Source organism: Brevundimonas sp. NPDC090276 (genome assembly GCF_044772165.1).
Classification (GTDB): Bacteria; Pseudomonadota; Alphaproteobacteria; order Caulobacterales; family Caulobacteraceae; genus Brevundimonas.
Genome location: NZ_JBIVYK010000002.1, coordinates 388568 through 410802, shown reverse-complemented (window position 1 = coordinate 410802; position 22235 = coordinate 388568). Strand labels below are relative to the sequence as shown.

The following is a 22235-nucleotide window of genomic DNA, read 5'->3' as shown; positions in this document are numbered from 1 at the left end:
TCAGCGGAACTTGCGCATCCCGCGCGGGCCCTGGCGTCCGGCTCCGGCGCGCTTGCCCAGCCAGTCCTTCCAGTCGGGCCAGTTGCGGCGACGACCGCCGCCATCGGCCCATTCCGGACCCGCCTCGGCGTTGAACACCGCCACATCGACCAGACCGCCCTGCTTGTAGTTCTGCAGCTTCACACCTTTACCGCGGCCCATTTCGGGCAGTTCGGCCAGCGGGAAGATCAGCGCCTTGATGTTCTCGCCGATAACGGCGACGTGGTCGCCCTGCGGGTTCGAGGGGATGCGCAGCATGGACAGCATCTCGCCGTTCAGCACCTGCTTGCCGCCGCGCTTCTGGGCCAGAAGATCATTTTCCGGCGCAACGAAGCCGTAGCCGGCCTTGGATGCGACCAGAAGCTTCGCATTCGGTTCGTGCGCCACGACGTTGATAATCTCGGCCTTTTCGTCGAGATCGATCATCAGACGCAGCGGCTCGCCGTGACCGCGCCCGGAGGCCAGCTTGTCGGCGCCGATGGTAAAGATGCGCCCGTCCGACGCCCCGATCAGCAGCTTGTCCGTCGTGAAGGCCGGAACCAGGAAGCCCAGGCTGTCGCCTTCCTTGAACTTCAGCTCCGACGGATCCTCGACCTTGCCCTTGGCGGCGCGGATCCAGCCTCGCTCAGACAGGATGACGGTGATGGCTTCGCGCGGGATGAAGGCCTCGGGCGCCACGAAGGCCGAGCTGTCCACCGCCTCGCCGATGGTCGTGCGGCGCGGCGAGATCAGCGCCTTGCGGACCGCCTCCAGCTCCTTGCCGATGGCCTTCCATTGCTTGGCCTCGGACGAGGTCAGCGCCTTCAGCGCCGCCAGTTCTTCGGCCAGGGCGTTGTATTCCTTGTCGATCGCCATTTCCTCGATCCGCGCCAGTTGGCGCAGACGGGTGTCGAGGATGTAGTCGGCCTGGGGCTCGCTCAGACCGAAGCGCGCGATCAGGACGGCCTTGGGCTGCTCCTCCTCGCGGACGATGCGGATCACCTCGTCCAGGTTGAGGAAGACGATGCGCAGGCCTTCCAGCAGGTGCAGTCGCTTCTCGACCCGCTCGATCCGCCATTGCGACCGGCGGTTCAGCACCACGCGGCGGTGATCGAGGAAGGCCTGCAGGCAGTCCTTCAGGCCCATGACGCGCGGCGTGCCCGAGGCATCCAGCACGTTCATGTTGATCGGGAAGCGAACCTCCAGATCGGACAGCTTGAACAGGCTCTCCATCAGCATCTCAGGCTCGATGGTGCGGTTCTTCGGCTCAAGGATCAGACGGATGTCTTCAGCCGACTCGTCGCGCACGTCGCCCAGAAGCGGCGCCTTCTTGTTCTCGATCAGGTCGGCCAGACCCTCGATCAGGCGACTCTTCTGCACCTGATAGGGCATCTCGGTGACGATGATGCGCCAGACGCCCCGCCCCAGATCCTCGGTCTCCCAGCGCGCGCGCAGACGCACGCCGCCGCGACCGGTTTCATAGGCTTCCAGGATGGAGGCGTGGCCTTCCACAGACACGCCGCCAGTGGGGAAGTCCGGCCCCGGCACGATCTGCACCAACTCCGTCGTCGTCGCCTCAGGGCGCTCCAGCAGCAGCTGGCAGGCGTCGATCAGCTCGCCGACGTTGTGCGGCGGGATCGAGGTCGCCATACCCACGGCGATGCCGGACGAGCCGTTGGCGAGCAGGTTGGGGAAGCCCGCCGGCAGGACCAGCGGCTCTTCGTCCTGATCGTCATAGGTGGGGCGGAAGTCGACCGCGTCCTGATCGATGCCGTCCAGCAGCAGGACGGCGGCGGGCGTCAACTTGCACTCGGTGTAACGCATGGCAGCGGCGCTATCGCCGTCGATGTTGCCGAAGTTGCCCTGCCCGTCGACCAGCGGATAGCGCTGGGCGAAGTCCTGGGCCAGGCGCACCAGGGCCTCATAGATGGAGGCGTCGCCGTGCGGGTGATAGCCGCCCATAACCTCGCCGACGACCTTGGCGCACTTGCGCGCCGCCGCCTGCGGGTTCAGCCGCATCTGGTGCATGGCGTACATGATGCGCCGGTGCACCGGCTTGAAGCCGTCACGCACGTCGGGCAGCGCGCGGTTAGTGATCGTGGACAGAGCGTAGGCCAGGTAGCGCTTCGACAGCGCATCGCCCATCGGCTCTTCAACGATGCGGCCGCCTTCGGGCGTCGGGGTGTGGATGGTCATGCGACTTCGAATCGGTGATCTGGACGACAAAGTCTAGCGTAGCGCGCGGCTGACGGGGGGGCGATCCGCGCCTATCTGTGGAGCGCCGTCGTCGAAAAGGCAGGAACCGCGCATGAAGACCGCCCTCACCGACCGCCTCGGACTGGACCTGCCCATCATTCAGGCGCCCATGGCCGGGACCTCGACACCGGAACTGGCGGCGGCCGTCTCGAACGCCGGGGCGCTGGGCTCCATCTCCATCGCCTCGGTCGATGCGGTCGAGGGCCAGCGCCAGATTCAAGCGTTGAAGGCCCTGACCACCCGCCCGTTCAACATCAATGTCTTCTGCCATGCCCCGACGCCGCTTGATCCAAAGCGTGACCGGGGCTGGATCGACAGCCTGCGCCCCATCTTCACCGAGTTCGACGCCGCGCCGCCCGAGACCCTGAACGAGATCTACCAGAGCTTCCTGACCGACGACGCCAAGCTGGCGGTCCTGCTGGACGAGAAGCCCGCCGTGGTCAGTTTCCACTTCGGCCTGCCGCAGCCCGACAAGATCGCCGCCCTGAAGGCCGTCGACTGCGTCCTGATCGCCAGCGCTACCACGCCAGAGGAAGGCCGACTGGCCCAGGCGGCGGGCATCGACATGGTGGTGGCGCAAGGAGTCGAAGCTGGCGGCCATCGCGGCGTCTTTGATCCCGCCAACGATCCGCGCTTCGCGACCCTGCCCCTGACCCGCCTGCTGGCCCGCGAACTGTACATTCCGGTCATCGCAGCGGGCGGGATCATGGACGGCTCTGGCATCGTGGCGGCGCTGGCGCTGGGCGCGGCAGGCGCGCAGCTGGGCACCGCCTTCGTCTCCTGCCCCGAGTCCGCCGCCAACCCCGCCTATCGCGCGGCTCTGGCCGGACCACGCGCCGAGCGCACCCGCGTCAGCCCGGTCATCTCGGGCCGCCCCGCGCGCGGTATCGAGAACGCCTTCATGCGGCGCGCCGACGAGGCGATCGTCGCCGGCTATCCCTATGCCTACGACATCGGCAAGGCGCTGAACGCCGCCGCCAGCACGCACGGCGACGACGGCTACGCCCCGCAGTGGGCCGGTCAGGCCGCGCCCCTGTCACGCGCCCTGCCCGCCGCCGAACTGGTCGAGGTTCTAGCGAAGGAAACCCGCGCCACCATCCGCGACGTGCAACGGATTTCGTAACCGACCCCATCCGACGCGTTCCGGACTGCGTAACATCAGGGTCTGAGGCCCAAGGACGACGCGATGCTCCTAATCCTGCTGTCCTATCTGGCCGGGGCGCTGACCATTCTCAGCCCCTGCATCCTGCCGGTCCTGCCCTTTGTCTTCGCCCGTGCGGGCCAGCCCTTTGTGAAAAGCGGCCTGCCGCTGCTGCTGGGCATGGCGCTGACGTTTGCGGGCGTGGCGACGCTGGCGGCGGTCGGCGGCGGCTGGGCGGTGCAAGCCAATCAGGTCGGGCGCTGGATCGCACTGGCCGTCATGGCGGTGCTGGGGCTTACCCTGGCGTTTCCCTCGCTGGCGGATCGGCTGACCCGGCCTTTGGTCGCGCTCGGCTCGCGCCTGACCGAGAAGGCCAACGCGGAGCAACAGTCGGGCGGCGGCGTCTGGTCCTCCTTCCTGCTGGGCGTGGCGACGGGCCTGCTGTGGGCGCCGTGCGCGGGCCCGATCCTGGGGCTGATCCTGACTGGCGCCGCGCTGCAAGGCGCCAGCGTCGGCACGACCCTGCTGCTGGTCGCCTACGCCGCCGGGGCCGCCACCTCGCTGGCTCTGGCCCTGGTGATCGGCGGCAAGGTGTTCCAGACGATGAAGAAGTCGTTGGGCGTCGGCGAGTGGGTGCGACGGGGTCTGGGCGTTCTGGTCCTGATCGGCGTCGCCGCCATCGCGCTCGGCCTCGACACCGGTCTGCTGACCCGGCTGTCGAGCAGCAGCACCAACCGCATCGAACAAAGCCTGCTCAGCCGCTTCGGCGGGGGCCAGCCGGTGAACGCCCCCGCCGCTCCTCTGAACGCCCTGCCGGTCGAAGGGGCCATGCCGCCGCTGACCGGGGCGACCGAGTGGATCAACAGCCCGCCCCTGACCACCGAACAACTGCGCGGCAGGGTCGTGCTGGTCGACTTCTGGACCTACTCCTGCATCAACTGCGTGCGCACCATTCCCTATGTCCGCGCCTGGGCCGAGAAGTATCGCGATCAGGGTCTGGTGGTGATCGGGGTCCACACGCCCGAGTTCGCCTTCGAGAAGTCGCCCGCCAACGTCCGCGACGCCGTGCGCCGGTTCGGCATCGCCTATCCGGTGGCCATGGACAACGACTTCGCCATCTGGCGCTCGTTCGACAACAGATACTGGCCGGCCCACTACTTCATCGATGCCAGGGGCAACATCCGCTACCACCACTTCGGCGAAGGCGACTACGAGCACTCCGAACGGGTCATCCAGCATCTGCTGAAGGAGGCCGGGGCTACCGGCGTCGATCAGGCTTTGGTTCAGGTGCGCGGTCAGGGCGCCGAGGCCGCCGCCGACATGGCCGAGGTCGCCTCGCCCGAAACCTATGTCGGCTATGCCCGCGCCGAGCATTTCGTCTCGCCCGGCGGCTTCGGTTTCGACGTGCGCAAAACCTATGCGGCCGCCCCCCTGAAACTGAACGACTGGAGCCTGTCCGGCGACTGGATCGTGCGCTCTGAACACGCCGACTTGCAGACAGTGGGCGGACGGCTGGCCTTCCGCTTCAAGGCCCGCGACCTGCATCTGGTCATGGGTCCCAGCAGCATGGGCAAGGCGGTGCGCTTCCGCGTCCGCATCGACGGCCAGGCGCCGGGCGCCGACGCTGGCGTGGACCTTAACGCACAAGGCATGGGCCAGATCGACAGCCAGCGCCTGTATCAACTCGTGCGCCAGTCGGGCGGAGCGCGCGAACGAACGTTCGAGATCGAGTTCCTCGACCCCGGGGTTCAGGTCTTCGCCTTCACCTTTGGCTAGAGCCGTCCCGCCTCGGCCAGTCGCTCGATCATCCAGACGCGGGCGGGCGGCAGCGGCTTGTTCAGGGCGTGGAAGACGAACTGTTCGAGGAAATGCCCGGTCAGGTCCAGCCCTGCCTTCACGTCGCCTTCGCCCAACCCCGCCTGCGCCCCCAGCATGAAGGGCGGCAGGTTCAGCAGCTTTTCGGCATAGGGCGCGCCCGCCTCGCGACTGACGGCGCGGCCCGTGCGCGGGCTGACGTAGATCAGATCGTCCATCGAACCGGTGGCGGCGCAGCGCGACAGGTCAAGGCCGAAGCCCAGGTCTTCCAGCAGCCCCGCCTCGAACCGCACGAAGATGGCGGGCCAGACCTCGGGCATGACAAACGCCCCCATCAGGGCCTCGAAGGCGTAGAAGGCCCCCGGATGCGGCTCGCGCTCGGGCAAGGCCCCTTGCGCCACCGCCGCGGCGGCGTTCAGCCCGACCAGAGCCAGGGGATCATCAAACAGGGCCGCCGGCCCCTCGCCCACCGGCTCCAGCCGCGCTGAACCCAACTGTTCCGAGGTCCGCGACCGCAGATCGGCCACCACCCGCGCCCCCGCCTGCAGGAAGGGTCGCATCTTACGCGACGCCCCGCCGGCGACATAGGCCGCGCGGCGACCGTGCCGCTCGGTTAGCAGTTCCACTACCGCCCCCGTATCCCCATGCGCCCGCGCCGACAGGACGAAGGCGTCGTCCTGAACCTCCATCAATCGGCCTTGATCACATCGACGACGGCGCGGGCCTTGTCGTTCGGCACGGCGAAGCTGAGGACATACTGCTCGATCTTCCAGCCGTCGTCGGTCAGCCGCAGCACGCCCGAGCCGCGCGTGGTCCCGTAGGCGTCGTTGTCCAGCACCTCGTCGAACCAAGCGACGCAGCGGCAGTCGATCGGGGCGATGGTCACGGTCCGCGTGACGGGGCGATAGGTCCAGCCCTTGCCTTGCGAGAAGTAGGGCATGGCGTAGGCGCGGAACTCCGACAAGGTCCAGCGCTCGGTCGCATCGGTGCCGATGAAGCGGCCGTCGGACGTGAACGTCACGAAATAGGCGTCGCCGTCGGCGCGCGAAGCCGCAGCATGCATGGCGTCCAGCACGCGTTCGACAGGGGCGGTCTCGGCGTCCGACACAGCCGCAGCCTGAACCGGAGCGGCGGACATTTGGAGCATCAGAAGAGCGGCGGTGATCATGTCTTTGTTCTAGTCCTGTTCTCGCGCAGGCGAAAGCGCCCGCTTCCACCCGCCAGTCGGAAGGAAAGATACGCCACCCCGCGCGTTCAGACCCCCAAACCCGACAATATGAGAGGTCGTCATGAAGATCGTCACCAGCCTCAGCTTCCAGGGTCAATGCCGCGAGGCGCTGGACTTCTACGCCCGCGTGCTGGGCGGCAAGGTCACGGCCGCCTTCCCCTATGGCGAAGGCCCGCCCGACATGCCTGTCGATCCTAAGTACAAGGACTGGCTGATGCACGGCTGGCTGGAGGTTGGGGACCAGGCGATCATGGGGGCCGACATGCCGCCCGAGTTCGCCCCGAACATCGACAAGCCCAAGAACGGCTTCGACGTCTCCTATCACACCGACGACCTCGCCAAGGCGCGACAGGTCTTCGACGCCCTGTCCGAAGGCGGCAAGGTGTCCATGCCCTTCGCCGAAACCTTCTGGTCGCCCGGCTTCGGCAGTCTGACAGATCGGTTCGGCATCCCCTGGATGGTCAACACCAACCCGGCAACGGACTGGAAACCGGGCGGCTGACGCCTTTGTGATCACGGACTGTTACGACCAAAGCCGTATTGGAATCAGGGTGATACGGCGCCTATGTCCGCGTCACTCCCCCGCGCCCTCACTGGGCCGTAGCCGTCAGGTTTCCGATGTCCCGCGTCCGCAACGCCGCCCTGCAGTCGAAGATCATGTCCGCCCAGGACGCCGCCGCCCTGATCCCGGCCAACTCGACCGTGGGCATGAGCGGCTTCACCGGCTCGGGCTATCCCAAGGTCGTGCCCATGGCCTTGGCCGAGCGGATCGAGGCCGAGCACGCGGCGGGCAATCCCTTCAAGCTGAAGGTCTGGACTGGCGCCTCGACCGGGCCTGAGCTGGACGGCGCCCTCGCAAAAGCAGATGGCATCGAGTTCCGCCTGCCCTACAACTCCGATCCCATCGCCCGCGAGAAGATCAACAAGGGCGAGATGGAATACCTGGACATGCACCTGTCCCAGGTCGCGCCGGTCGCCTGGCAGGGCTTCCTCGGCCCGCTGGAGACGGCGGTGGTCGAGGTCTCGGGCATCCGCGAGGACGGCTCGCTGATCCCCTCTTCCTCTATCGGCAATAACAAGACCTGGCTGGACCGCGCCGACCGCATCATCCTTGAGGTCAACAGCTGGCAGAACGCGGCGCTGGAGGGGATGCACGACATCTACTACGGCACGGCCCTGCCGCCCGCGCGGGTGCCCATCCCGCTGACCAAGCCGACGGACCTGATCGGCGAAACCGTCTTCCGCGTCGACCCGTCCAAGATCGCCGCCATCGTCGAGACGGACAGCCCTGACCGCAACCTGCCCTTCGCCGCGCCGGACGCCAGCGCCACGGCCATCGCCGGGCACCTGATCGAGTTCCTGCAGCACGAGGTGAAGCTAGGCCGCCTGCCCGCCCATCTGCTGCCGCTGCAATCGGGCGTGGGCAATGTCGCCAACGCCGTGCTGGCGGGGCTTCAGAATAGCCCGTTCGAGAACCTGACCGCCTATACCGAGGTGCTGCAGGACGGGATGCTGGACCTGCTGGATAGCGGCAAGCTGACCGTCGCCTCGGCCACCGCCTTCTCGCTCAGCCCCGAGGCCGCCGCCGACCTGAATAGCCGCATGGAGCAGTTCCGCGGCAAGATCATCCTGCGTCCGCAGGAGATCTCAAACCACCCGGAGATCATCCGCCGTCTGGGCTGCATCGCCATGAACGGCCTGATCGAGGCCGACATCTACGGCAACGTCAACTCTACCCACGTGATGGGTTCGCGCATCCAGAACGGCATCGGCGGCTCGGGCGATTTCGCACGCAATGCCTACATCTCCTGCTTCGTCACGCCGTCGACAGCCAAGGGCGGCAAGATCTCGGCCATCGTCCCCATGGCCAGCCACGTCGACCACATCACCCAGGACGTGCAGGTCATCGTCACCGAACAGGGCCTGGCCGACCTGCGCGGCCTGTCGCCCAAGCAGCGCGCCCAGGTCATCATCGCCAACTGCGCCCACCCCGACTATCGCGACGCGCTCAACGACTACTACGCCCGCGCGCTGAAGGGCTCCTACGGCCTGCAATCGCCGCACCTGCTGACCGAGGCCCTGTCCTGGCACCAGCGCTTCATCGAAACAGGGTCGATGAAGCCGTAAGCTTCGCCTTGCCCGTCGCCGCACGACGCGTATCGTCGCTCTCCCAATGGAGGGCGGCGCATGCGGCGGGGATCATCGAAACGGCGGTTGGGCCGCGCAGCACTTGCCTTTGGGGGGCTGGCGCTTGCAGGGCTGGCCTCGGCCTTCACGCTGCGCCCCTCGCCTGAAGCCTATCCGGCGCTGGCCGCGCGCGCCGAGCCAGCCAAACCGGGCCACCTGACCGTCCGCTTCCTCGGAACCTCGACCCTGACCTTCGACGACGGACGTGACGTCGTCCTGATCGATGGCTACCTGAGCCGCCCCGGCGTCGTCGCCCTGCTGACCCAGCCCCTGCGCCCGGATCAGGCCGCCATCGCCCGCCACATGAAGCGGGCCGACATCCGCCGCATCTCGGCCCTCTATGTCGCCCACACCCATTTCGACCATGCTCTGGACTCGGCCAGTCTGGCCAAGGCCTACGGCGCAGCCCTGCACGGTAGCGACACGCTGGCGGCCATCGCCGCAGCCGAGGGCGTCACAGCGCCCGTGCAGCGTCTGACGTCAGGCCAGCCCTCGACCGTCGGCGCGTTTCAGGTCACACCCTTCCGCACGCCCCACTCGCCCGGCGATGTCGCGGCGGGCGCCACGGCGGCGGATTTTCGCATCCCCGCCCGGGCTCGCGCCTATCCCGAGGGCGGCGCCCATTCCTTTCTGATCGAGCATGGGGCCTGTCGCATCCTCATCGTGCCCAGCGCGGGCCACCCGGGCGACGCCTTCCACGGCCTGCGCGCCGATGTCGTCATGCTGGGCGTGGGCAACCTGTCACGACAAGGCCCTGAGGCGATCGCCGCCTACTGGCGCGACACGGTGACGGCGACAGGGGCGCGGCTGGTCATTCCCATCCACTGGGACGACTTCTCGCGTTCTTTGGATGAGCCGCTGAAGCCCTTCCCCTATGCGATCGATCGCTTCGATCAGACGATGAAGCAGTTGGCCGCGCTGGCCGGAGATCAGATCGCCCTGCGCCTGCCCCGCGCCTTCGTGCCCATGGACTGGTCAGGCCTGCCCGCCGGGGCCTGCGCCTAGCGGTTCAGGCCTGTCGGGAAGGGCCGCCCCAGAGCCTCTGCCATGGCCTGCTGGCTCAGCATGAAGACCAGATCGCGCTGGTGGTAGTTGTTGGACAGAACCACCACGGTCACGTCGGCATCGGGCTGATAGAGGACCAGGTTGCGGAAGCCGGCCCAACTGCCCGTGTGATAGATCTGCTTGTCGTCAAAGGCGGGCTTCACCTGCTCGCCCAGGCTGTTGACGTAGATGCCATAGCCATAGGCGCGGTGCGCGCGACCTCGCTCCTTGGGGGTCCCCTCGGGCGCATGGTCGGCGATCATCTGGGCGTAGGATGCGTCGCTGAGGACATGGCCCTTATGCAGGGCCTGGTTCCACACCAGCATGTCGTCCAGCGTCGAGTACAGGGCGCCGGCGCCGAAGACGACGCTGACGTTGGCGATCGGCTGGGCGGCCAGTCCGCCGGGGAAGTTGGCGTAGCCCATGGCCAGACCCTGCGCGTCGGCGTGGGCGTCCGATCCCGTGTCCTTCAGGCCCAGAGGCTTCAGGACAGCGTCGTTCAGATAGGTCTCGAACGGCTTGCCGCTGGCCTTGGCCACGATCTCCGCGGCCAGATTATAGGCGGCGTTGTCGTAGCGGATTTTGGTGCCCGGCTCGAACTGCAGGCCATAGCGGGCCGAGGTCTCGGTCAGTTCCTGCGGCGTGCGCGGGGTGACGCGGATGCGGCCCCACTCGGACTGCGCCATCAGGTCAGGAATGCCCGAGGTGTGCGACAGCAGGTGGTGGATGCGCAGCGGCTTCCACGCGTCCGGGCAGGCCTCGATCCATTTGCAGACCGGGTCGTTGACCGACAGCCTGCCCTCGTCTTGAAGCTTCAGGATGGCGACAGCGGTGAACTGCTTGGACACCGAGGCCAGGCGGAAGCGGGTATCCAGCTTCAGCGGCTGATCGTTTTCGTAGTCAGCCTTGCCATAGACCTGTCGGAACAGGATCTGATCGCCCTTGGCTACCAGAATGGCGCCCATGAACTGCTTGCGCTCGCCCAGATAGTCCAGCCTCGCCTTCAGTTGCGGCAGGGCCTCGACCACCTCGACCGGCGGGCGCTCGGGCAGCCGGACCTTGGTCGCCGTCGCCGCCTGGGTCTCAGGCGCGATGGCATGGACGATCCAGGCGCCGGCGCCGGCGGAAGCAAGGGCGACCGCGGCCAGGGATCCGAGGAACCAGGGCCGCCCGCCTGCGGACTTGGGAACTACAAACACGATACTAAACCACGTTTTTTAGACGTCGAAATCCAAACCGAACTGGGCGTAGAGGGCGCGGCTGTCCTGCCACTTGGGGTCGACCTTGACGGTCAGGAACAGGTGGACCGGGCGATCAAGCAGCTCGATCAACTCCTCGCGTGACCTCTGGCCGATCCATTTCAGGGTCTGGCCGCCCTTGCCCAGAACGATGGGACGCTGGCTCTCGCGCTCGACATAGATGGTCTGCTCGATGCGCACCGAACCGTCCGGCTTTTCGTCGAAGGCCGTGGTCTCGACCGCCGCCGAATAGGGCAGTTCCTCGTGGACACGCAGATAGACCTTCTCACGGGTGATCTCGGCGGCCAGAACGCGCACCGGCACGTCCGCCGACTGATCTTCCGGATAGAGCCAGGGACCGACGGGCATGGAGCGCGCCAGGCGCTGCTTCAGGTCGTCCACGCCGTCGCCGCTGAGAGCCGAGATCATATAGACCTCTTCATAGACGCCGGTCTCGAACAGGCGGTGCGACAAAGCCAGCAGGGTGTCGCGGCGCATGCCGTCGATCTTGTTCAGGACCAGAATGACCTTGGTGCCCGTCGCCTTCAGGTTGGCGATGATGGTCTCGGTGTCTTCGGCCGACTTGCGGTCAGCGGCGGTGCCGTCGCGCCCTTCCGAGGCGATGTGCGAGGGGGCGTCGATCAGGTGGACCACCACATCCGCGTCCTCGGCGCCGCCCCAGGCCGAGGCGACCATGGCGCGATCCAGACGACGGCGCGGGGTGAAGATGCCGGGCGTGTCCACCAGAACGATCTGGGCGTCGCCCTCGATGGCGATGCCGCGCACGGGGAAGCGCGTGGTCTGGACCTTCTGGGTGACGATCGAGACCTTGGAGCCCGTCAGGCGGTTTACCAGCGTCGACTTGCCGGCGTTGGGCGCGCCAATGATGGCGGCGAAGCCCGCGCGCTGGTTCGGGTTGAGGGTCTCGGTCAAATTACGCCTTCTCGTTTCAACAGCGCCGTGGCGGCGGCTTTCTCCGCCTCCTGACGCGAACGTCCTGTTTGTTTCACGGGGTCGAAGCCGACCACCGTCGCCTCGACCACGAAGGTCGGAGCATGATCTGATCCGGTGCGTTCCACCACCCGATAGGTCGGCAGCGGACGCCCTTGGGCTTGCGCCCACTCCTGAAGAGCGGACTTGGGATTGGTCACGGCCGGCGCCGGAGGAGACGCGAACTCCTCGGCCCAAGCGATGTCGAACATGGCCTTGGCCGCCGTCAGGCCGCCGTCACGATAGACAGCCGCCAGGATAGCCTCGACAGCATCGGCGATGACTCCGGCCTTTCTGCGGCCGCCCGTCTTGGTCTCGCCCGCCGACAGGCGCAGGGCCGGGCCGACGCCGAGACGCTCGCCCACGCGGGCGCAGGCGGTCTTGTCCACCAGGGCGTGCAGGCGGGCCGACAACTGACCTTCGTCCGCCGAAGGAAACTCGCGCGTCAGACGGTCGGCGACCAGCAGGCCCAGCACCCGGTCGCCCAGGAACTCCAGCCGCTCGTTGTCGGCGGGACGGCGGCCGTCCGCCTGTCCCCCGCCCTCGCCCACGCTGGCGTGGGTCAGCGCCCGTTCCAGAAGAGACGGATCGCTGAACTCATGGCCCAACCGACGCCGGAGCGCGGCGACGGCCTCGGCCCGTAGGTTCGCCATCAGTCCAGGATCTTGAAGAACCGGCTGGGACGCAGGTTGGCGAACCAACTGACCGGGTTGAACAGCGACGCGCCCGGCGACCAGGAGAACATGATGATCTCGGCCTTGCCGACCAGGTTCTCGGCCGGGACCATGCCCACGCCAGCCGACATCTCGACGCGGCTGTCGATCGAGTTGTCGCGGTTGTCGCCCATCATGAAGAAGTGGCCGGCCGGCACCTCATAGACCGGGGTGTCGTCCAGATCGCCGCCGGGACCGTAGTCCTGGGTCATGAAGCTCTTGCCGTTAGGCAGGGTTTCCCGGACCTGGGTGACCGGACGAGGGCCGAACATGTCGGACAACTCGGCGCGACTGACGACGACGTCCTTCACCGGAGCGCCGTTGATGTACAGCTTGTTGGCGATCATCTGCACCTTGTCGCCCGGCAGGCCGATCACGCGTTTGATGTAGTCGGTCTTGTTGTCGCGCGGCAGCTTGAACACGACGATGTCGCCGCGCGTCGGATCCTTGCCCAGGATGCGGCCATCGAACAGCGGCGGACTGAACGGGATCGAGTGCTTCGAATAGCCGTAGGACCACTTCGACACGACGATGTAGTCGCCCTCATAGAGGTTGGGCTCCATCGAGGCCGACGGGATGGTGAAGGGCTGGAACAGCAGCACCCGCAGCACGAAGGCGATCAGCAGTGCGAAGACGACGGTCTTGATGATCTCGACCGTCTCGTTGCTCGCGGACTTCTCTTTTTTCACACGTTTGGCTTTCTTGGGACGCGGCGTGGCGTAGATCGGTTTGTCGCTATCAAGGGCTTCGGGATCGTCGCCCATGTCGAAGGGGGCGTCGCCGTCGTCGCTCCAGATCGGGCGGTGCTCGGTCGGGTCGATGGCAGGATTGCCGGCGCCGCCGTTCGCCTTGGGGTCGTCGCTCATGGTCTGCTCGAATCCCCCGCAGAACGCGGGGTTGGAAGCCTGAGGCGTAAAGGCTGATTACGCCACGGGCAAGGCTTCGATGACCACGAAAGCGAGAGCATACGGGTGTTCGTCGCTGAGGGTCAGATGGATGCGCGGCTCATGCCCCGGCGGGGTCAGCCGGGCCAGATGCTCGGCGGCGTGGCCGGTCAGGGCCAGGGTCGGCTGACCGGACTTCAGGTTCACCACCCCCATGTCGCGCCAATAGACGTCGGCGCGCATCCCGGTGCCGAGCGCCTTGGCGCAGGCCTCCTTGGCCGCGAACCGCTTGGCGTAGCTCCAGGCCGGGTCCGGTTTTCGGTCGGAGCGGGTGCGTTCGATCTCAGTGAAGACGCGGTTCTTGAAGCGGTCGCCAAAGCGATTCAGCGACGCCTCAATCCGCCGGATATCCGACATATCGGCGCCGATGCCGATGATCACCGGTTCGCTCCCGCCACCGCCTCGTCCATCGCCGCCCTCATCCGGCGGATGGCGGCGTCCAGGCCGACGAAGACCGCCTCCCCGATCAGGAAGTGGCCGATGTTCAGTTCCTTGATCTCAGGGATGCCCAGAACCACGCTGGCCGTGGCGTAGTCCAGACCATGCCCGGCATGGACCTCCAGCCCCAGGATGTCTGCCTGGGCGGCGGCGGCGGCCAGACGGTCCAGCTCGAAGGCGCGCTCGGCCGGGTCGGTCAGGTGGCAGTAACGACCCGTGTGGAACTCGACCACCTGGGCGCCCACGGCGGCGGCGGCCTCGACCTGGGCTTCGGACGGCTCGATGAACAGGCTGACGCGGATGCCGGCGTCCGACAGCGCCTTCACCACCGGGGCGATGCGGGCCTCGTGACCGGCCACGGCCAGACCGCCCTCGGTCGTGACCTCCTCACGCCGCTCCGGCACCAGACAGGCGGCGTGCGGACGGTGGCGCAGGGCGATGGCCAGCATCTCTTCCGTCACCGCCATCTCGAAGTTCAGCGGCTTGTCCGCACGACGGCACAGAGCTGTCAGCACGTCGATGTCGGCGTCGGTGATGTGGCGGCGATCCTCGCGCAGGTGGGCGGTGATGCCGTCCGCGCCTGCCGCCAGCGCCGCCTCGGCCGCGCGAGCCGGATCGGGATGAGCGCCGCCGCGCGCGTTACGAACCGTGGCGACGTGGTCGATGTTGACGCCCAGACGTACCCGCTCGCGCTTCATCCCGTTCTCTTTCTTCTACTTGGACAGCCGGCGGCTGCCCGGATCCTCGACCGGCAGGGCGGCCAGTTCGGGCGGCAGGGCGTCGGCCGGATAGACCGGGACGTCCAGCGTCGCCAGAGCGATCAGCGGCACGCCCACGTCCGCGCGACCGCCCGAGCGGTCGACGATGCAGGCGGCGGCGACGACTTCGCCCCCAGCCTTCTGGATGGCGGCGATGCATTCGCGCGACGACAGGCCGGTGGTGACGATGTCCTCGACCATGACGACCTTCTCGCCCGGCTCGACGGTGAAGCCGCGACGCAGCTTGAACTCGCCGCCTTCGCGCTCGACGTAGAGCGAGCGCACGTTCAGGTGCTTGGCCGTCTCATAGCCGGGGATGATGCCGCCGACGGCAGGCGAGATGGCCACATCGACCGGACCGACCGTGGCGACGATCTTCTCAGCCAGGGCCTTGCACAGGCGCTCGCAGCGACGACCGTCCATGAAGACCAGGTTCTTCTGCAGGAAGACCGGGCTGTGCAGGCCGGACGACAGGACGAAATGGCCTTCGCGCAGGGCGCCGGCGTCGCGGAATTCGTTGAGGACGTCTTCAGTGTTCATGAGAGCGTCCCTTAGACCCTGCGCCCCTCGCCCTCAAGCGACCGATCTAGGTCAGATCGCAGTTAGGCTTGACGCCGCCTTCCAGCAGCCTGGTCCAGACGGTTTCGGCGTCATCGGCGAACGAGAACAGCGCCATGTCCGACGCCTTGACCATGCCGTGCTCGATCAGGGTGTCGAAGTTGATCACCGAGCGCCAATAGGCCTCGTCAAACAAGACAATGGGGATCGGCGGTGCCTTGTCGGTCTGGCGCAGGGTCAGGATCTCGAACAGCTCATCCAGCGTGCCGAAACCGCCCGGGAAGACCACCAGACCATTGGCCCGCATGGCCAGATGCATCTTGCGCATGGCGAAGTAGTGAAACTGGAAGGTCAGTTCCGGCGTCGACCACGGGTTGGGCACCTGCTCGTGCGGCAAGGTGACGTTGAAGCCGATCGACGGGGCGCCGGCTTCGTGCGCGCCCTGGTTGGCGGCCTGCATGATGCCCGGGCCGCCGCCGGTGGCGATGACGTTGTCGCGCACCTCGCCGGGCGAGCCCCGGAAGGCCCCACCCCGCTCCGAGGCGATCCGGCCGAACTGGCGCGCCTGTTCGTACCAGTGGGCGTGGCGACCGTCGCCGTTGACCCCCACGCGGGCGCTGCCGAACACCACCAGGGTCGAGCGCACACCCCAGGCCTTCAGCGCCTCCTCGGCCTTTTCGTACTCCATCAGGAAGCGCACGCCGCGCATCGACTCGCCCAGCAGGAAGTCCTGATCCAGGGCGGCCAGACGATAGGAGGGCGACGCCAGTTGAGCGGCGTTGGCGAGTGCTTGCTGTTCGGGAGACATTTCGGCCTTCAGTCAGACGCGCGGGCGATCAGCCGCGCGCGCGGTCCACGGTGTCGACGGACGGATTGGCGCGCAGCGCCGCGATGATCATGGTGGCGTGACGCGCATCCTCGACCTCGACGTCGATATCCACGTCGAAGAAGTCCTGCTGACGATGGGCCATCGACAGGTTCAGAATATTGCCGCCGGCCTCGCCGATGATGGTGGCCACCTGCCCCAGCACGCCGGGTGCGTTGCGGATGGTGGCGCGGAGGCGGGCCGAGGCCACCGCGTCCTGCTCGGCCTGCGGCGTCCACTGCAAGTCCTGCCAGACGCTGTCGTCGTCAGCGAAGTCAGCCAGGCTTTGACAATCGATGGTGTGGACCGTCAGGCCCTTGTCGGGCTCCAGGATACCGACGATGCGGTCGCCCGGCACCGGCGAGCAGCAGGCGCCGAAGTGGATGCTGACGCCGGGCGTCAGGCCGCTGCCGCGTACGAACAGGCGCGCCTGTTCATTGCCGATCCGCTTGCGCTCCGGCCCGGCCTTCAACTGGCCCTTCAGCGCAGGGAAGATGGTTTCAGCGATCTTGGTCGCAGCCAGACGCCCCCGGCCAATGGCGTCGAACAGATCCTCTTCCGTGGCGATGGCGAAGGTCTTTAGCGTCTCGGTCAGCTTGACCTCGGCCAGGGACTTGCCCGCCCGCTCCAGCGTCTGCTCCAGCGTCGCCTTGCCCAGACGCACGAACTCGTCGCGTTCGGATGTGCGGATGTGACGGCGGATGGCCGAACGGGCGCGGCCCGTGACCGTCAGGCTGCGCCAGTCGGTCGGCACTTCGCGTTTGGTCCCGCGAATGATCTCGACCACGTCGCCGTTCTGCAGCGCCGTGCGCATCGGCTTCAGCTCGCCGTTGATCTTGACGCCCACCGCCGTATCGCCGACCTCGGTGTGGACGGCATAGGCGAAGTCCAGGGCCATGCCGCCACGCGGCAGGGTGATCAAAGCCCCCTTCGGCGTGAAGACGAAGACCTGATCCAGGTACATTTCGAGCTTGGCGTGCTCGACCCAGTCCTCGCCGCCCTCGCCGTGCTCGATGACCTGAACCAGATGACGCAGGTTCAGCAGCGGGTCGCGCCCGCCGTCGGCTTCCATCGCCTCGCGGTCGAAGCCGTAGGAGTGGTTCTTGTAGGCCCAGTGCGCGGCCACGCCGTCCTCGGCCACGCGATCCATGATCTCGGTGCGGATCTGCATCTCGATGCGCAGGCCACCGGGGCCGACCACCGTGGTGTGCAGCGAGCGATAGTTGTTCGACTTGGGGGTCGAGATGAAGTCCTTGAACCGTTCCGGCACCATGGGCCAGGCGCGGTGGATGACGCCCAGGGCGCGATAACAGTCGTCCTCGGCCTCCACGATGACCCGGAAGCCATAGATATCGGACAGGGACGAGAAGCCGACCGACTTCCTCTGCAGCTTGCGCCAGATCGAATAGGGCGTCTTTTCCCGGCCTTTCACATGAGCGGGGATGCCCGCCTCGCTGAGGACCGTCTCGATCTCGCGTGACACGCCCTCGATGGCGCGGCCGTGCTCCAGCTTCAGCGCCTCCAGACGGCGCTGGATGGCGACACGCGCCGTGGCGTTCAAATGTTCGAACGCCAGTTCCTCCAGCTCCGAGGCGATGGAGTGGATGCCGATGGACCGGCCCAGCGGGGCATAGACTTCCAGCGTCTCGCGGCTGATGCGCTCGCGCTTCTCCGGCTTGACGTACTGGAGCGTGCGCATGTTGTGCAGGCGGTCGGCCAGCTTCACCAGCAGGACGCGCACGTCCTTGGAGATGGCCAGGATGAACTTGCGCAGGTTCTCGGCCTGACGCGTGTGCTCGGCCTGCAGCTCCAGTCGCGACAGCTTGGTCACGCCCTCGACCAGGACGGCGACCTCTTCGCCGAACATGGCGGCGATGTCGTCACGGGTAGCCGAGGTGTCCTCGACGACGTCGTGCAGCAGAGCGGTGACGATGGTCGCCGTGTCCAGCTTGTAGTCGGTCAGGATGCCAGCGACCTGGATCGGGTGCGCGAAATAGGGATCACCCGAGGCCCGCAGCTGCGAGCCGTGCATCTTCATCGCATAGACATAGGCGCGGTTCAGCAGCGCCTCGTCGGCCGTAGGATCATAGGCCTTGACCGCTTCGATCAATTCGAACTGGCGCATGATCGGCGCGCGCTTGGCTTCAGACACTTGAGACTCGGACGGAGAAAGGACTTCAGACGACAACGGCGCCGCCCCGGTCTGGGGCGACGCCGTCTGGTCTATCTGATTCGCGACTTTGTCCGGCGACGGGTCCGCGGGGGACCGCGCCGGAAGAATGGTTACGCCGTTGACTGGCTCTGCCGTCAGTAGCGTTCCTCCTGGCCGCCGTCCCGGTCGCTTTGCAGCGCGCGGATCAGTTCGGCTTCGGCCATGTTCATGTGTTGCGGCTCGGCCAGCAGGGCCACGACTTCGGCTTCATCCTCGGCTTCCGTACGCTCATCGACGCGTTGCAGCGTGGTGATGATGTTCTCACGCAGCTCTTCCGGGATGACCGTTTCATCAGCCAGCTCGCGCAGGGCGACGACGGGGTTCTTGTCGTTGTCGCGATCGATGGTCAGGGCGGCGCCGTTGGCGATATTGCGGGCGCGGTGACCGGCCAGCAGAACCAGACCAAAGCGGTTCGGCACCTTTTCGATGCAGTCTTCGACAGTGACGCGGGCCATGAAATTCCTCTGGCGGCAGGGAGAACCGCACAAAATATAGGGTTAGGCGTGATTGTGCAACGCCGCGAAGGCCGGAATACGGCCTCAGACGCCCGCTTTCGCCGGAACAGGACGCGCGTCTACCCCGACGACGCAGGTCGCGGCAAGGGCTGCTGCGCTTTCGCCCGCCACGGGATGGGTCCATTCCGGCGCGATCTCGGCCAGGGGCCCCATGACGAACAGGCGCTCGGCCGCACGCGGATGCGGCAGGATCAGCCCCTCCAGGTCGCCGCTCAGTCGGCCATAGGCGATCAGGTCCAGATCCAGGGTGCGGGGCGCATTGCGGACGCTGCGACGACGATCGAAAACATCCTCCATCCGCGACAGCCGGGTCATAAGAGCGCCGGGCTCATGCTCTGTCCGCACGACCACCACCCCATTCAGGAAAGGTGGATCGGTCGGATCAGGCCAGGCCTTCGACGACCACCAGGACGAGCGCGCCAGAATGTCGATGCCTTCGGCCCGAAACCGCGCCAGGGCCGCTTCAAGCGACTCTTCACAGGACGCCCAGACGCCCTTGTCATTACAGCCCAGCGCGACGATGACTGCACTGTCCAGATCAAGGTCGCCTTCGGGGATTTCGGTCGAGACGCTCATACTGACGACCTTTTCCACGGACTCATATTCATGACTGGCCACACGGGCGACCGCATCGCCTTGTTCATCGACGGCGCCAACCTCTATTCGGCGGCTCGCGCACTTAATGTCGATCTCGACTTCAGAAAGCTGTCCGACTGGTTCGGCCAGAAGGGCCAGCTGGTGCGCGCCTATTATTACACGGCGGTGGTCGAGGGCGAAGAGTTCTCACCCGTTCGTCCGCTGGTCGACTGGCTCGACTACAACGGCTTCGCCGTGACGACCAAACCGGTCAAACGCTTCACAGACGCCCAGGGCCATAGCCGCATCAAGGGCAATATGGACATGGAGATCGCGGTCGACATGATGGAGCTGGCTCCGCGGCTGGATCATATGTTCCTGTTCTCGGGCGACGGCGACTTCCGTCGATTGGTCGAGGCCATTCAGGCCAAGGGCGTGCGCGTCACCGTCGTTTCGACCACCCGCAGCCAACCGCCCCAGATCGCTGACGAACTGCGCCGGCAGGCCGACGCCTTCATCGACCTGGCCGATGTCATGACCCACTTCAGCAAGCCCAAGACGGCGATGAACCAGGGCGTCGCCCGCACCCTGGACCGGAGCGACCGGACGTGAGCCGCCCGCTGAACCCGGAGCCCGAGCGCGACTGCCCTCTGTGCCCTCGTCTGGTCGCCTATCGTCAGGAAAACATCCGCCAGAACCCCGACTGGTGGAACGGCCCCGCCCCGTCGTTCGGCGATACCAACGCGCGGCTGCTGATCGCGGGCCTGGCGCCGGGCCGCATGGGCGCCAACCGCACCGGCCGCCCCTTCACCGGCGACCACGCCGGCTGGCTGCTGTTCGACACCCTGAGGAAGACCGGGTTCGCGCAAGGCAGCTACGATCCAGACGGCCATGACGACCTGACTCTGGTCGACGCCATGATCACCAATGCGGTGCGCTGCGCACCGCCGCAGAACAAGCCGACGGGCGACGAGGAAAACACCTGCCGTCCCTTCCTGATCGACCGACTGGCCGCCCTGCCCCGGCTGAAGGTGATCGTCACCCTGGGCGACGTGTCCCGGCGCAGCATCCTACGGACGCTTGGCTACCCCGGCACAGCCATTCCCGCCGGACACGGCGTCGAGGGCAAGGTCGGCGGCTACACCATCATCAACAGCTATCACTGCTCTCGTCTGAACACGAACACGGGCCGCCTGACGCCTGACATGTTCGAAGAAATTTTCCATCGCGCCAGACTGGCGCTGGAAGACTAGGTCAGCCGCCGCCGGCGACCTCGCCGGCCACCATCACCGGCGCCGAGGGCTCGCGGAAGTAGCGGTCGATGCCCTCGGCGACCGAACGCATCAGGCGGCGACGGGCGCGTTCATCGGTCAGAACGCGCTCATCCTCGGGATTGGTGATGAAGCCCATCTCCAGCAGGATGGCCGGGACATCGGGCGCCAGCAGAACGGCCAGACCGGCGTCGCGATGGCTGCGGCGCAGCAGCGGGTGGCTGTCGCCTTCCAGGTGGGTCAGCAGAACCCGCGCGAACTGGGCCGAGCGATTCTGGGTGGCGCGCTGCGTCATGTCCAGCAGGATGCGATCGACCGAAGGGTCGCGGCCCGGCAGCCGCAGATCGCGCTGCCAGTCGTCGCCGCGCGTGTATTCACGCACCGCACGGCCCGCCCCCTGTTCCGACAGGGTATAGACGCTCGCCCCGCGCAGGGCCGGATCGGTCCCGGCGTCGGCATGCAGGGAGATAAACAGGTCGGCGCCAGCGTCACGGGCGATCTGCACGCGGCGACCGTGGATGACATAGACGTCGCTGTCGCGCGTCAGGCGCACGCGATAACGCCCGGTGCGCTCGATCGCTGCCTTCAGTTCACGCGCGGCGGCCAGGGTGACGGCCTTTTCCTGGGCATGAACGCCCTGAGCGCCCGGATCGCGACCGCCGTGACCGGCGTCGATGACGATCAGCGGCTTTTCCTTGCGGGCCTGTTCGCGGCGCGGCGGCGTGCTGACGGCGACCGCTGCGGCGGCGCCCGTGGCCTTCAGGTCGATGACATAGCGATAGTGCGGCACCCCATCGCCGGGCGGCAGCAGGAAGCGGCGCTCGATCTCTGCTCCGCGCGCCAGGTCCAGACGGATGCGCGACGACGTGCCGGCCGAGCTGACCTCATAGCCGCGCACCAAGCCGGAGCCGTTGCCGTCCAGACCCCGGCCCGGCGCCACGTCCGACAGGGCCACGACGACGCGACCAGTCGTGCCGTCCTCGATCACCTGGCCGCGCGTGGTCTTGCCCAGATCAAGCACGACCCGCGTGCGCTGGGCGTCCCCGCCGAAGCGGATGCCCGAAATCTGACCGTCCGGTCCAAAGGCCAGGCCGCGCCCAGCCGTCAGCACGACGGCGCAAATCACGACAAAGGCCAAGGCCGTCATCGCCCATTCGCGCACGCCCCAACGGGCCAGATTGTTACGCCACCGGCCATACATGGACGGACTTCACCCTTCTGGTTCAGGCGACAGGATGAGGCCAGCGATTAAGGATTTCGTTAATACCTGTAACGGTCGTGGTTCTTTTATTTTCCGCTACATATGCCTATGATCTGGTCCGCAAGCGAATGATCGCGCCCCCTGTGGTTTCAGCAGGGTTCGGGCGCGCCCTCCTCGCGGCGCTGACTTTCACCTCATTCCGAGGATCGCCCGGCCTGGCCGACGATCTGAAGAACGGGTCCGGGACGCGGCCTTGAACGGCGCGTT

Annotated in this window: 22 protein-coding genes; 7 read left to right on the top strand and 15 right to left on the bottom strand. The window is 66.9% G+C overall.

Features of this window, described 5'->3' with window-relative positions; translation table 11 throughout:
• On the bottom strand, positions 1-2214 hold the full coding sequence (gene parC, locus ACIQTU_RS07755; protein WP_400544808.1) for a DNA topoisomerase IV subunit A: 2214 nt from the start codon (positions 2212-2214) through the stop codon (positions 1-3).
• Positions 2215-2326: 112 nt separating this feature from the next.
• Between parC and ACIQTU_RS07750 the strand changes: the two genes are divergently transcribed.
• Together ACIQTU_RS07750 and ACIQTU_RS07745 are read left to right on the top strand one after the other, a co-directional pair.
• Positions 2327-3397 (top strand): NAD(P)H-dependent flavin oxidoreductase, encoded by a 1071-nt coding sequence (locus tag ACIQTU_RS07750; protein WP_400544805.1) that lies wholly within the window; start codon positions 2327-2329, stop codon positions 3395-3397.
• A 63-nt stretch (positions 3398-3460) separates the two neighbouring features.
• Positions 3461-5191 carry a cytochrome c biogenesis protein DipZ gene (locus ACIQTU_RS07745; RefSeq protein WP_400544802.1) on the top strand — a complete coding sequence of 577 codons (1731 nt, stop codon included), beginning with the start codon at positions 3461-3463 and terminating at the stop codon, positions 5189-5191.
• Here the strand turns inward: ACIQTU_RS07745 and recO are convergent.
• Together recO and ACIQTU_RS07735 are read right to left on the bottom strand one after the other, a co-directional pair.
• On the bottom strand, positions 5188-5919 hold the full coding sequence (gene recO / locus ACIQTU_RS07740) for a DNA repair protein RecO (RefSeq protein WP_400544799.1): 732 nt from the start codon (positions 5917-5919) through the stop codon (positions 5188-5190). The genes ACIQTU_RS07745 and recO overlap by 4 nt on opposite strands.
• Entirely contained in the window at positions 5919-6398 is a 480-nt protein-coding gene (locus ACIQTU_RS07735) for a nuclear transport factor 2 family protein (protein WP_400544796.1), read from the bottom strand. The genes recO and ACIQTU_RS07735 overlap by 1 nt, the downstream gene beginning before the upstream one ends.
• A gap of 121 nt (positions 6399-6519) precedes the next feature.
• Between ACIQTU_RS07735 and ACIQTU_RS07730 the strand changes: the two genes are divergently transcribed.
• The 3 genes from ACIQTU_RS07730 to ACIQTU_RS07720 all read left to right on the top strand — a co-directional run bounded on the left by ACIQTU_RS07730 (position 6520) and on the right by ACIQTU_RS07720 (position 9650).
• Positions 6520-6960, top strand: a complete 441-nt coding sequence (locus ACIQTU_RS07730; RefSeq protein WP_400544793.1) for a VOC family protein — start codon at positions 6520-6522, stop codon at positions 6958-6960.
• Between the two features lie 116 nt (positions 6961-7076).
• Positions 7077-8585: an acetyl-CoA hydrolase/transferase family protein gene (locus tag ACIQTU_RS07725; RefSeq protein WP_400544790.1), complete on the top strand. Its 1509-nt coding sequence runs from the start codon at positions 7077-7079 to the stop codon at positions 8583-8585.
• Positions 8586-8645: 60 nt separating this feature from the next.
• Positions 8646-9650: an MBL fold metallo-hydrolase gene (locus ACIQTU_RS07720; protein WP_400544787.1), complete on the top strand. Its 1005-nt coding sequence runs from the start codon at positions 8646-8648 to the stop codon at positions 9648-9650.
• Here the strand turns inward: ACIQTU_RS07720 and ACIQTU_RS07715 are convergent.
• From ACIQTU_RS07715 to folK, 11 genes are all read right to left on the bottom strand, one after another.
• Positions 9647-10888 carry a serine hydrolase domain-containing protein gene (locus tag ACIQTU_RS07715; protein ID WP_400544784.1) on the bottom strand — a complete coding sequence of 414 codons (1242 nt, stop codon included), beginning with the start codon at positions 10886-10888 and terminating at the stop codon, positions 9647-9649. The genes ACIQTU_RS07720 and ACIQTU_RS07715 overlap by 4 nt on opposite strands.
• A gap of 18 nt (positions 10889-10906) precedes the next feature.
• A complete protein-coding gene (era, locus tag ACIQTU_RS07710; protein ID WP_400544781.1) occupies positions 10907-11860 on the bottom strand; it encodes a GTPase Era in 954 nt (317 codons plus the stop codon).
• Positions 11857-12570, bottom strand: a complete 714-nt coding sequence (gene rnc / locus ACIQTU_RS07705; RefSeq protein WP_400544778.1) for a ribonuclease III — start codon at positions 12568-12570, stop codon at positions 11857-11859. The genes era and rnc overlap by 4 nt, the downstream gene beginning before the upstream one ends.
• The gene (gene lepB, locus ACIQTU_RS07700) at positions 12570-13496 is read right to left on the bottom strand and encodes a signal peptidase I (protein ID WP_400544775.1); all 927 of its coding nucleotides are present in this window, start codon (positions 13494-13496) and stop codon (positions 12570-12572) included. Before lepB ends, rnc begins: the two co-directional genes overlap by 1 nt.
• 57 nt (positions 13497-13553) lie before the next feature.
• Positions 13554-13955: a holo-ACP synthase gene (acpS, locus tag ACIQTU_RS07695; protein ID WP_400544772.1), complete on the bottom strand. Its 402-nt coding sequence runs from the start codon at positions 13953-13955 to the stop codon at positions 13554-13556.
• Complete coding sequence (locus tag ACIQTU_RS07690; RefSeq protein WP_400544769.1) at positions 13952-14710, bottom strand: pyridoxine 5'-phosphate synthase; 759 nt, start codon at positions 14708-14710, stop codon at positions 13952-13954. Before ACIQTU_RS07690 ends, acpS begins: the two co-directional genes overlap by 4 nt.
• A gap of 15 nt (positions 14711-14725) precedes the next feature.
• Positions 14726-15310 carry an orotate phosphoribosyltransferase gene (gene pyrE, locus ACIQTU_RS07685; RefSeq protein WP_400544766.1) on the bottom strand — a complete coding sequence of 195 codons (585 nt, stop codon included), beginning with the start codon at positions 15308-15310 and terminating at the stop codon, positions 14726-14728.
• 46 nt (positions 15311-15356) lie between these two features.
• Entirely contained in the window at positions 15357-16136 is a 780-nt protein-coding gene (locus ACIQTU_RS07680) for a TIGR00730 family Rossman fold protein (protein WP_400544763.1), read from the bottom strand.
• A gap of 28 nt (positions 16137-16164) precedes the next feature.
• Positions 16165-18318, bottom strand: coding sequence for a RelA/SpoT family protein (locus ACIQTU_RS07675; RefSeq protein ID WP_400547067.1), 2154 nt, complete (start codon positions 18316-18318; stop codon positions 16165-16167).
• A 182-nt stretch (positions 18319-18500) separates the two neighbouring features.
• Positions 18501-18860, bottom strand: coding sequence for a DNA-directed RNA polymerase subunit omega (gene rpoZ / locus ACIQTU_RS07670; RefSeq protein WP_400544760.1), 360 nt, complete (start codon positions 18858-18860; stop codon positions 18501-18503).
• A gap of 84 nt (positions 18861-18944) precedes the next feature.
• Entirely contained in the window at positions 18945-19496 is a 552-nt protein-coding gene (folK, locus tag ACIQTU_RS07665; RefSeq protein ID WP_400544757.1) for a 2-amino-4-hydroxy-6-hydroxymethyldihydropteridine diphosphokinase, read from the bottom strand.
• Between the two features lie 30 nt (positions 19497-19526).
• Between folK and ACIQTU_RS07660 the strand changes: the two genes are divergently transcribed.
• Both ACIQTU_RS07660 and ACIQTU_RS07655 read left to right on the top strand, forming a co-directional pair.
• Positions 19527-20108 (top strand): NYN domain-containing protein, encoded by a 582-nt coding sequence (locus ACIQTU_RS07660; protein ID WP_400544755.1) that lies wholly within the window; start codon positions 19527-19529, stop codon positions 20106-20108.
• Positions 20105-20749: a uracil-DNA glycosylase gene (locus ACIQTU_RS07655; protein WP_400544752.1), complete on the top strand. Its 645-nt coding sequence runs from the start codon at positions 20105-20107 to the stop codon at positions 20747-20749. Before ACIQTU_RS07660 ends, ACIQTU_RS07655 begins: the two co-directional genes overlap by 4 nt.
• 1 nt (position 20750) lies before the next feature.
• On the opposite strand, the gene ACIQTU_RS07650 is transcribed toward ACIQTU_RS07655, so the two are convergent.
• Positions 20751-21968 (bottom strand): N-acetylmuramoyl-L-alanine amidase, encoded by a 1218-nt coding sequence (locus ACIQTU_RS07650; RefSeq protein WP_400544749.1) that lies wholly within the window; start codon positions 21966-21968, stop codon positions 20751-20753.
• Positions 21969-22235 lie beyond the last annotated feature (267 nt).

What these genes read in the sequence shown, in the direction of transcription:
- ACIQTU_RS07690 (WP_400544769.1), bottom strand. Translation starts at nt 14,710, where the DNA reads ATGAAGCGCGAGCGGGTACGTCTGGGCGTCAACATCGACCACGTCGCC.
- recO (WP_400544799.1), bottom strand. Translation starts at nt 5,919, where the DNA reads ATGGAGGTTCAGGACGACGCCTTCGTCCTGTCGGCGCGGGCGCATGGG.
- ACIQTU_RS07680 (WP_400544763.1), bottom strand. Translation starts at nt 16,136, where the DNA reads ATGTCTCCCGAACAGCAAGCACTCGCCAACGCCGCTCAACTGGCGTCG.
- ACIQTU_RS07750 (WP_400544805.1), top strand. Translation starts at nt 2,327, where the DNA reads ATGAAGACCGCCCTCACCGACCGCCTCGGACTGGACCTGCCCATCATT.
- ACIQTU_RS07725 (WP_400544790.1), top strand. Translation starts at nt 7,077, where the DNA reads ATGTCCCGCGTCCGCAACGCCGCCCTGCAGTCGAAGATCATGTCCGCC.
- lepB (WP_400544775.1), bottom strand. Translation starts at nt 13,496, where the DNA reads ATGAGCGACGACCCCAAGGCGAACGGCGGCGCCGGCAATCCTGCCATC.
- ACIQTU_RS07745 (WP_400544802.1), top strand. Translation starts at nt 3,461, where the DNA reads ATGCTCCTAATCCTGCTGTCCTATCTGGCCGGGGCGCTGACCATTCTC.
- ACIQTU_RS07675 (WP_400547067.1), bottom strand. Translation starts at nt 18,318, where the DNA reads ATGCGCCAGTTCGAATTGATCGAAGCGGTCAAGGCCTATGATCCTACG.
- ACIQTU_RS07650 (WP_400544749.1), bottom strand. Translation starts at nt 21,968, where the DNA reads ATGTATGGCCGGTGGCGTAACAATCTGGCCCGTTGGGGCGTGCGCGAA.
- ACIQTU_RS07720 (WP_400544787.1), top strand. Translation starts at nt 8,646, where the DNA reads ATGCGGCGGGGATCATCGAAACGGCGGTTGGGCCGCGCAGCACTTGCC.
- ACIQTU_RS07730 (WP_400544793.1), top strand. Translation starts at nt 6,520, where the DNA reads ATGAAGATCGTCACCAGCCTCAGCTTCCAGGGTCAATGCCGCGAGGCG.
- rpoZ (WP_400544760.1), bottom strand. Translation starts at nt 18,860, where the DNA reads ATGGCCCGCGTCACTGTCGAAGACTGCATCGAAAAGGTGCCGAACCGC.
- rnc (WP_400544778.1), bottom strand. Translation starts at nt 12,570, where the DNA reads ATGGCGAACCTACGGGCCGAGGCCGTCGCCGCGCTCCGGCGTCGGTTG.
- ACIQTU_RS07735 (WP_400544796.1), bottom strand. Translation starts at nt 6,398, where the DNA reads ATGATCACCGCCGCTCTTCTGATGCTCCAAATGTCCGCCGCTCCGGTT.
- folK (WP_400544757.1), bottom strand. Translation starts at nt 19,496, where the DNA reads ATGAGCGTCTCGACCGAAATCCCCGAAGGCGACCTTGATCTGGACAGT.
- ACIQTU_RS07660 (WP_400544755.1), top strand. Translation starts at nt 19,527, where the DNA reads ATGACTGGCCACACGGGCGACCGCATCGCCTTGTTCATCGACGGCGCC.
- parC (WP_400544808.1), bottom strand. Translation starts at nt 2,214, where the DNA reads ATGACCATCCACACCCCGACGCCCGAAGGCGGCCGCATCGTTGAAGAG.
- pyrE (WP_400544766.1), bottom strand. Translation starts at nt 15,310, where the DNA reads ATGAACACTGAAGACGTCCTCAACGAATTCCGCGACGCCGGCGCCCTG.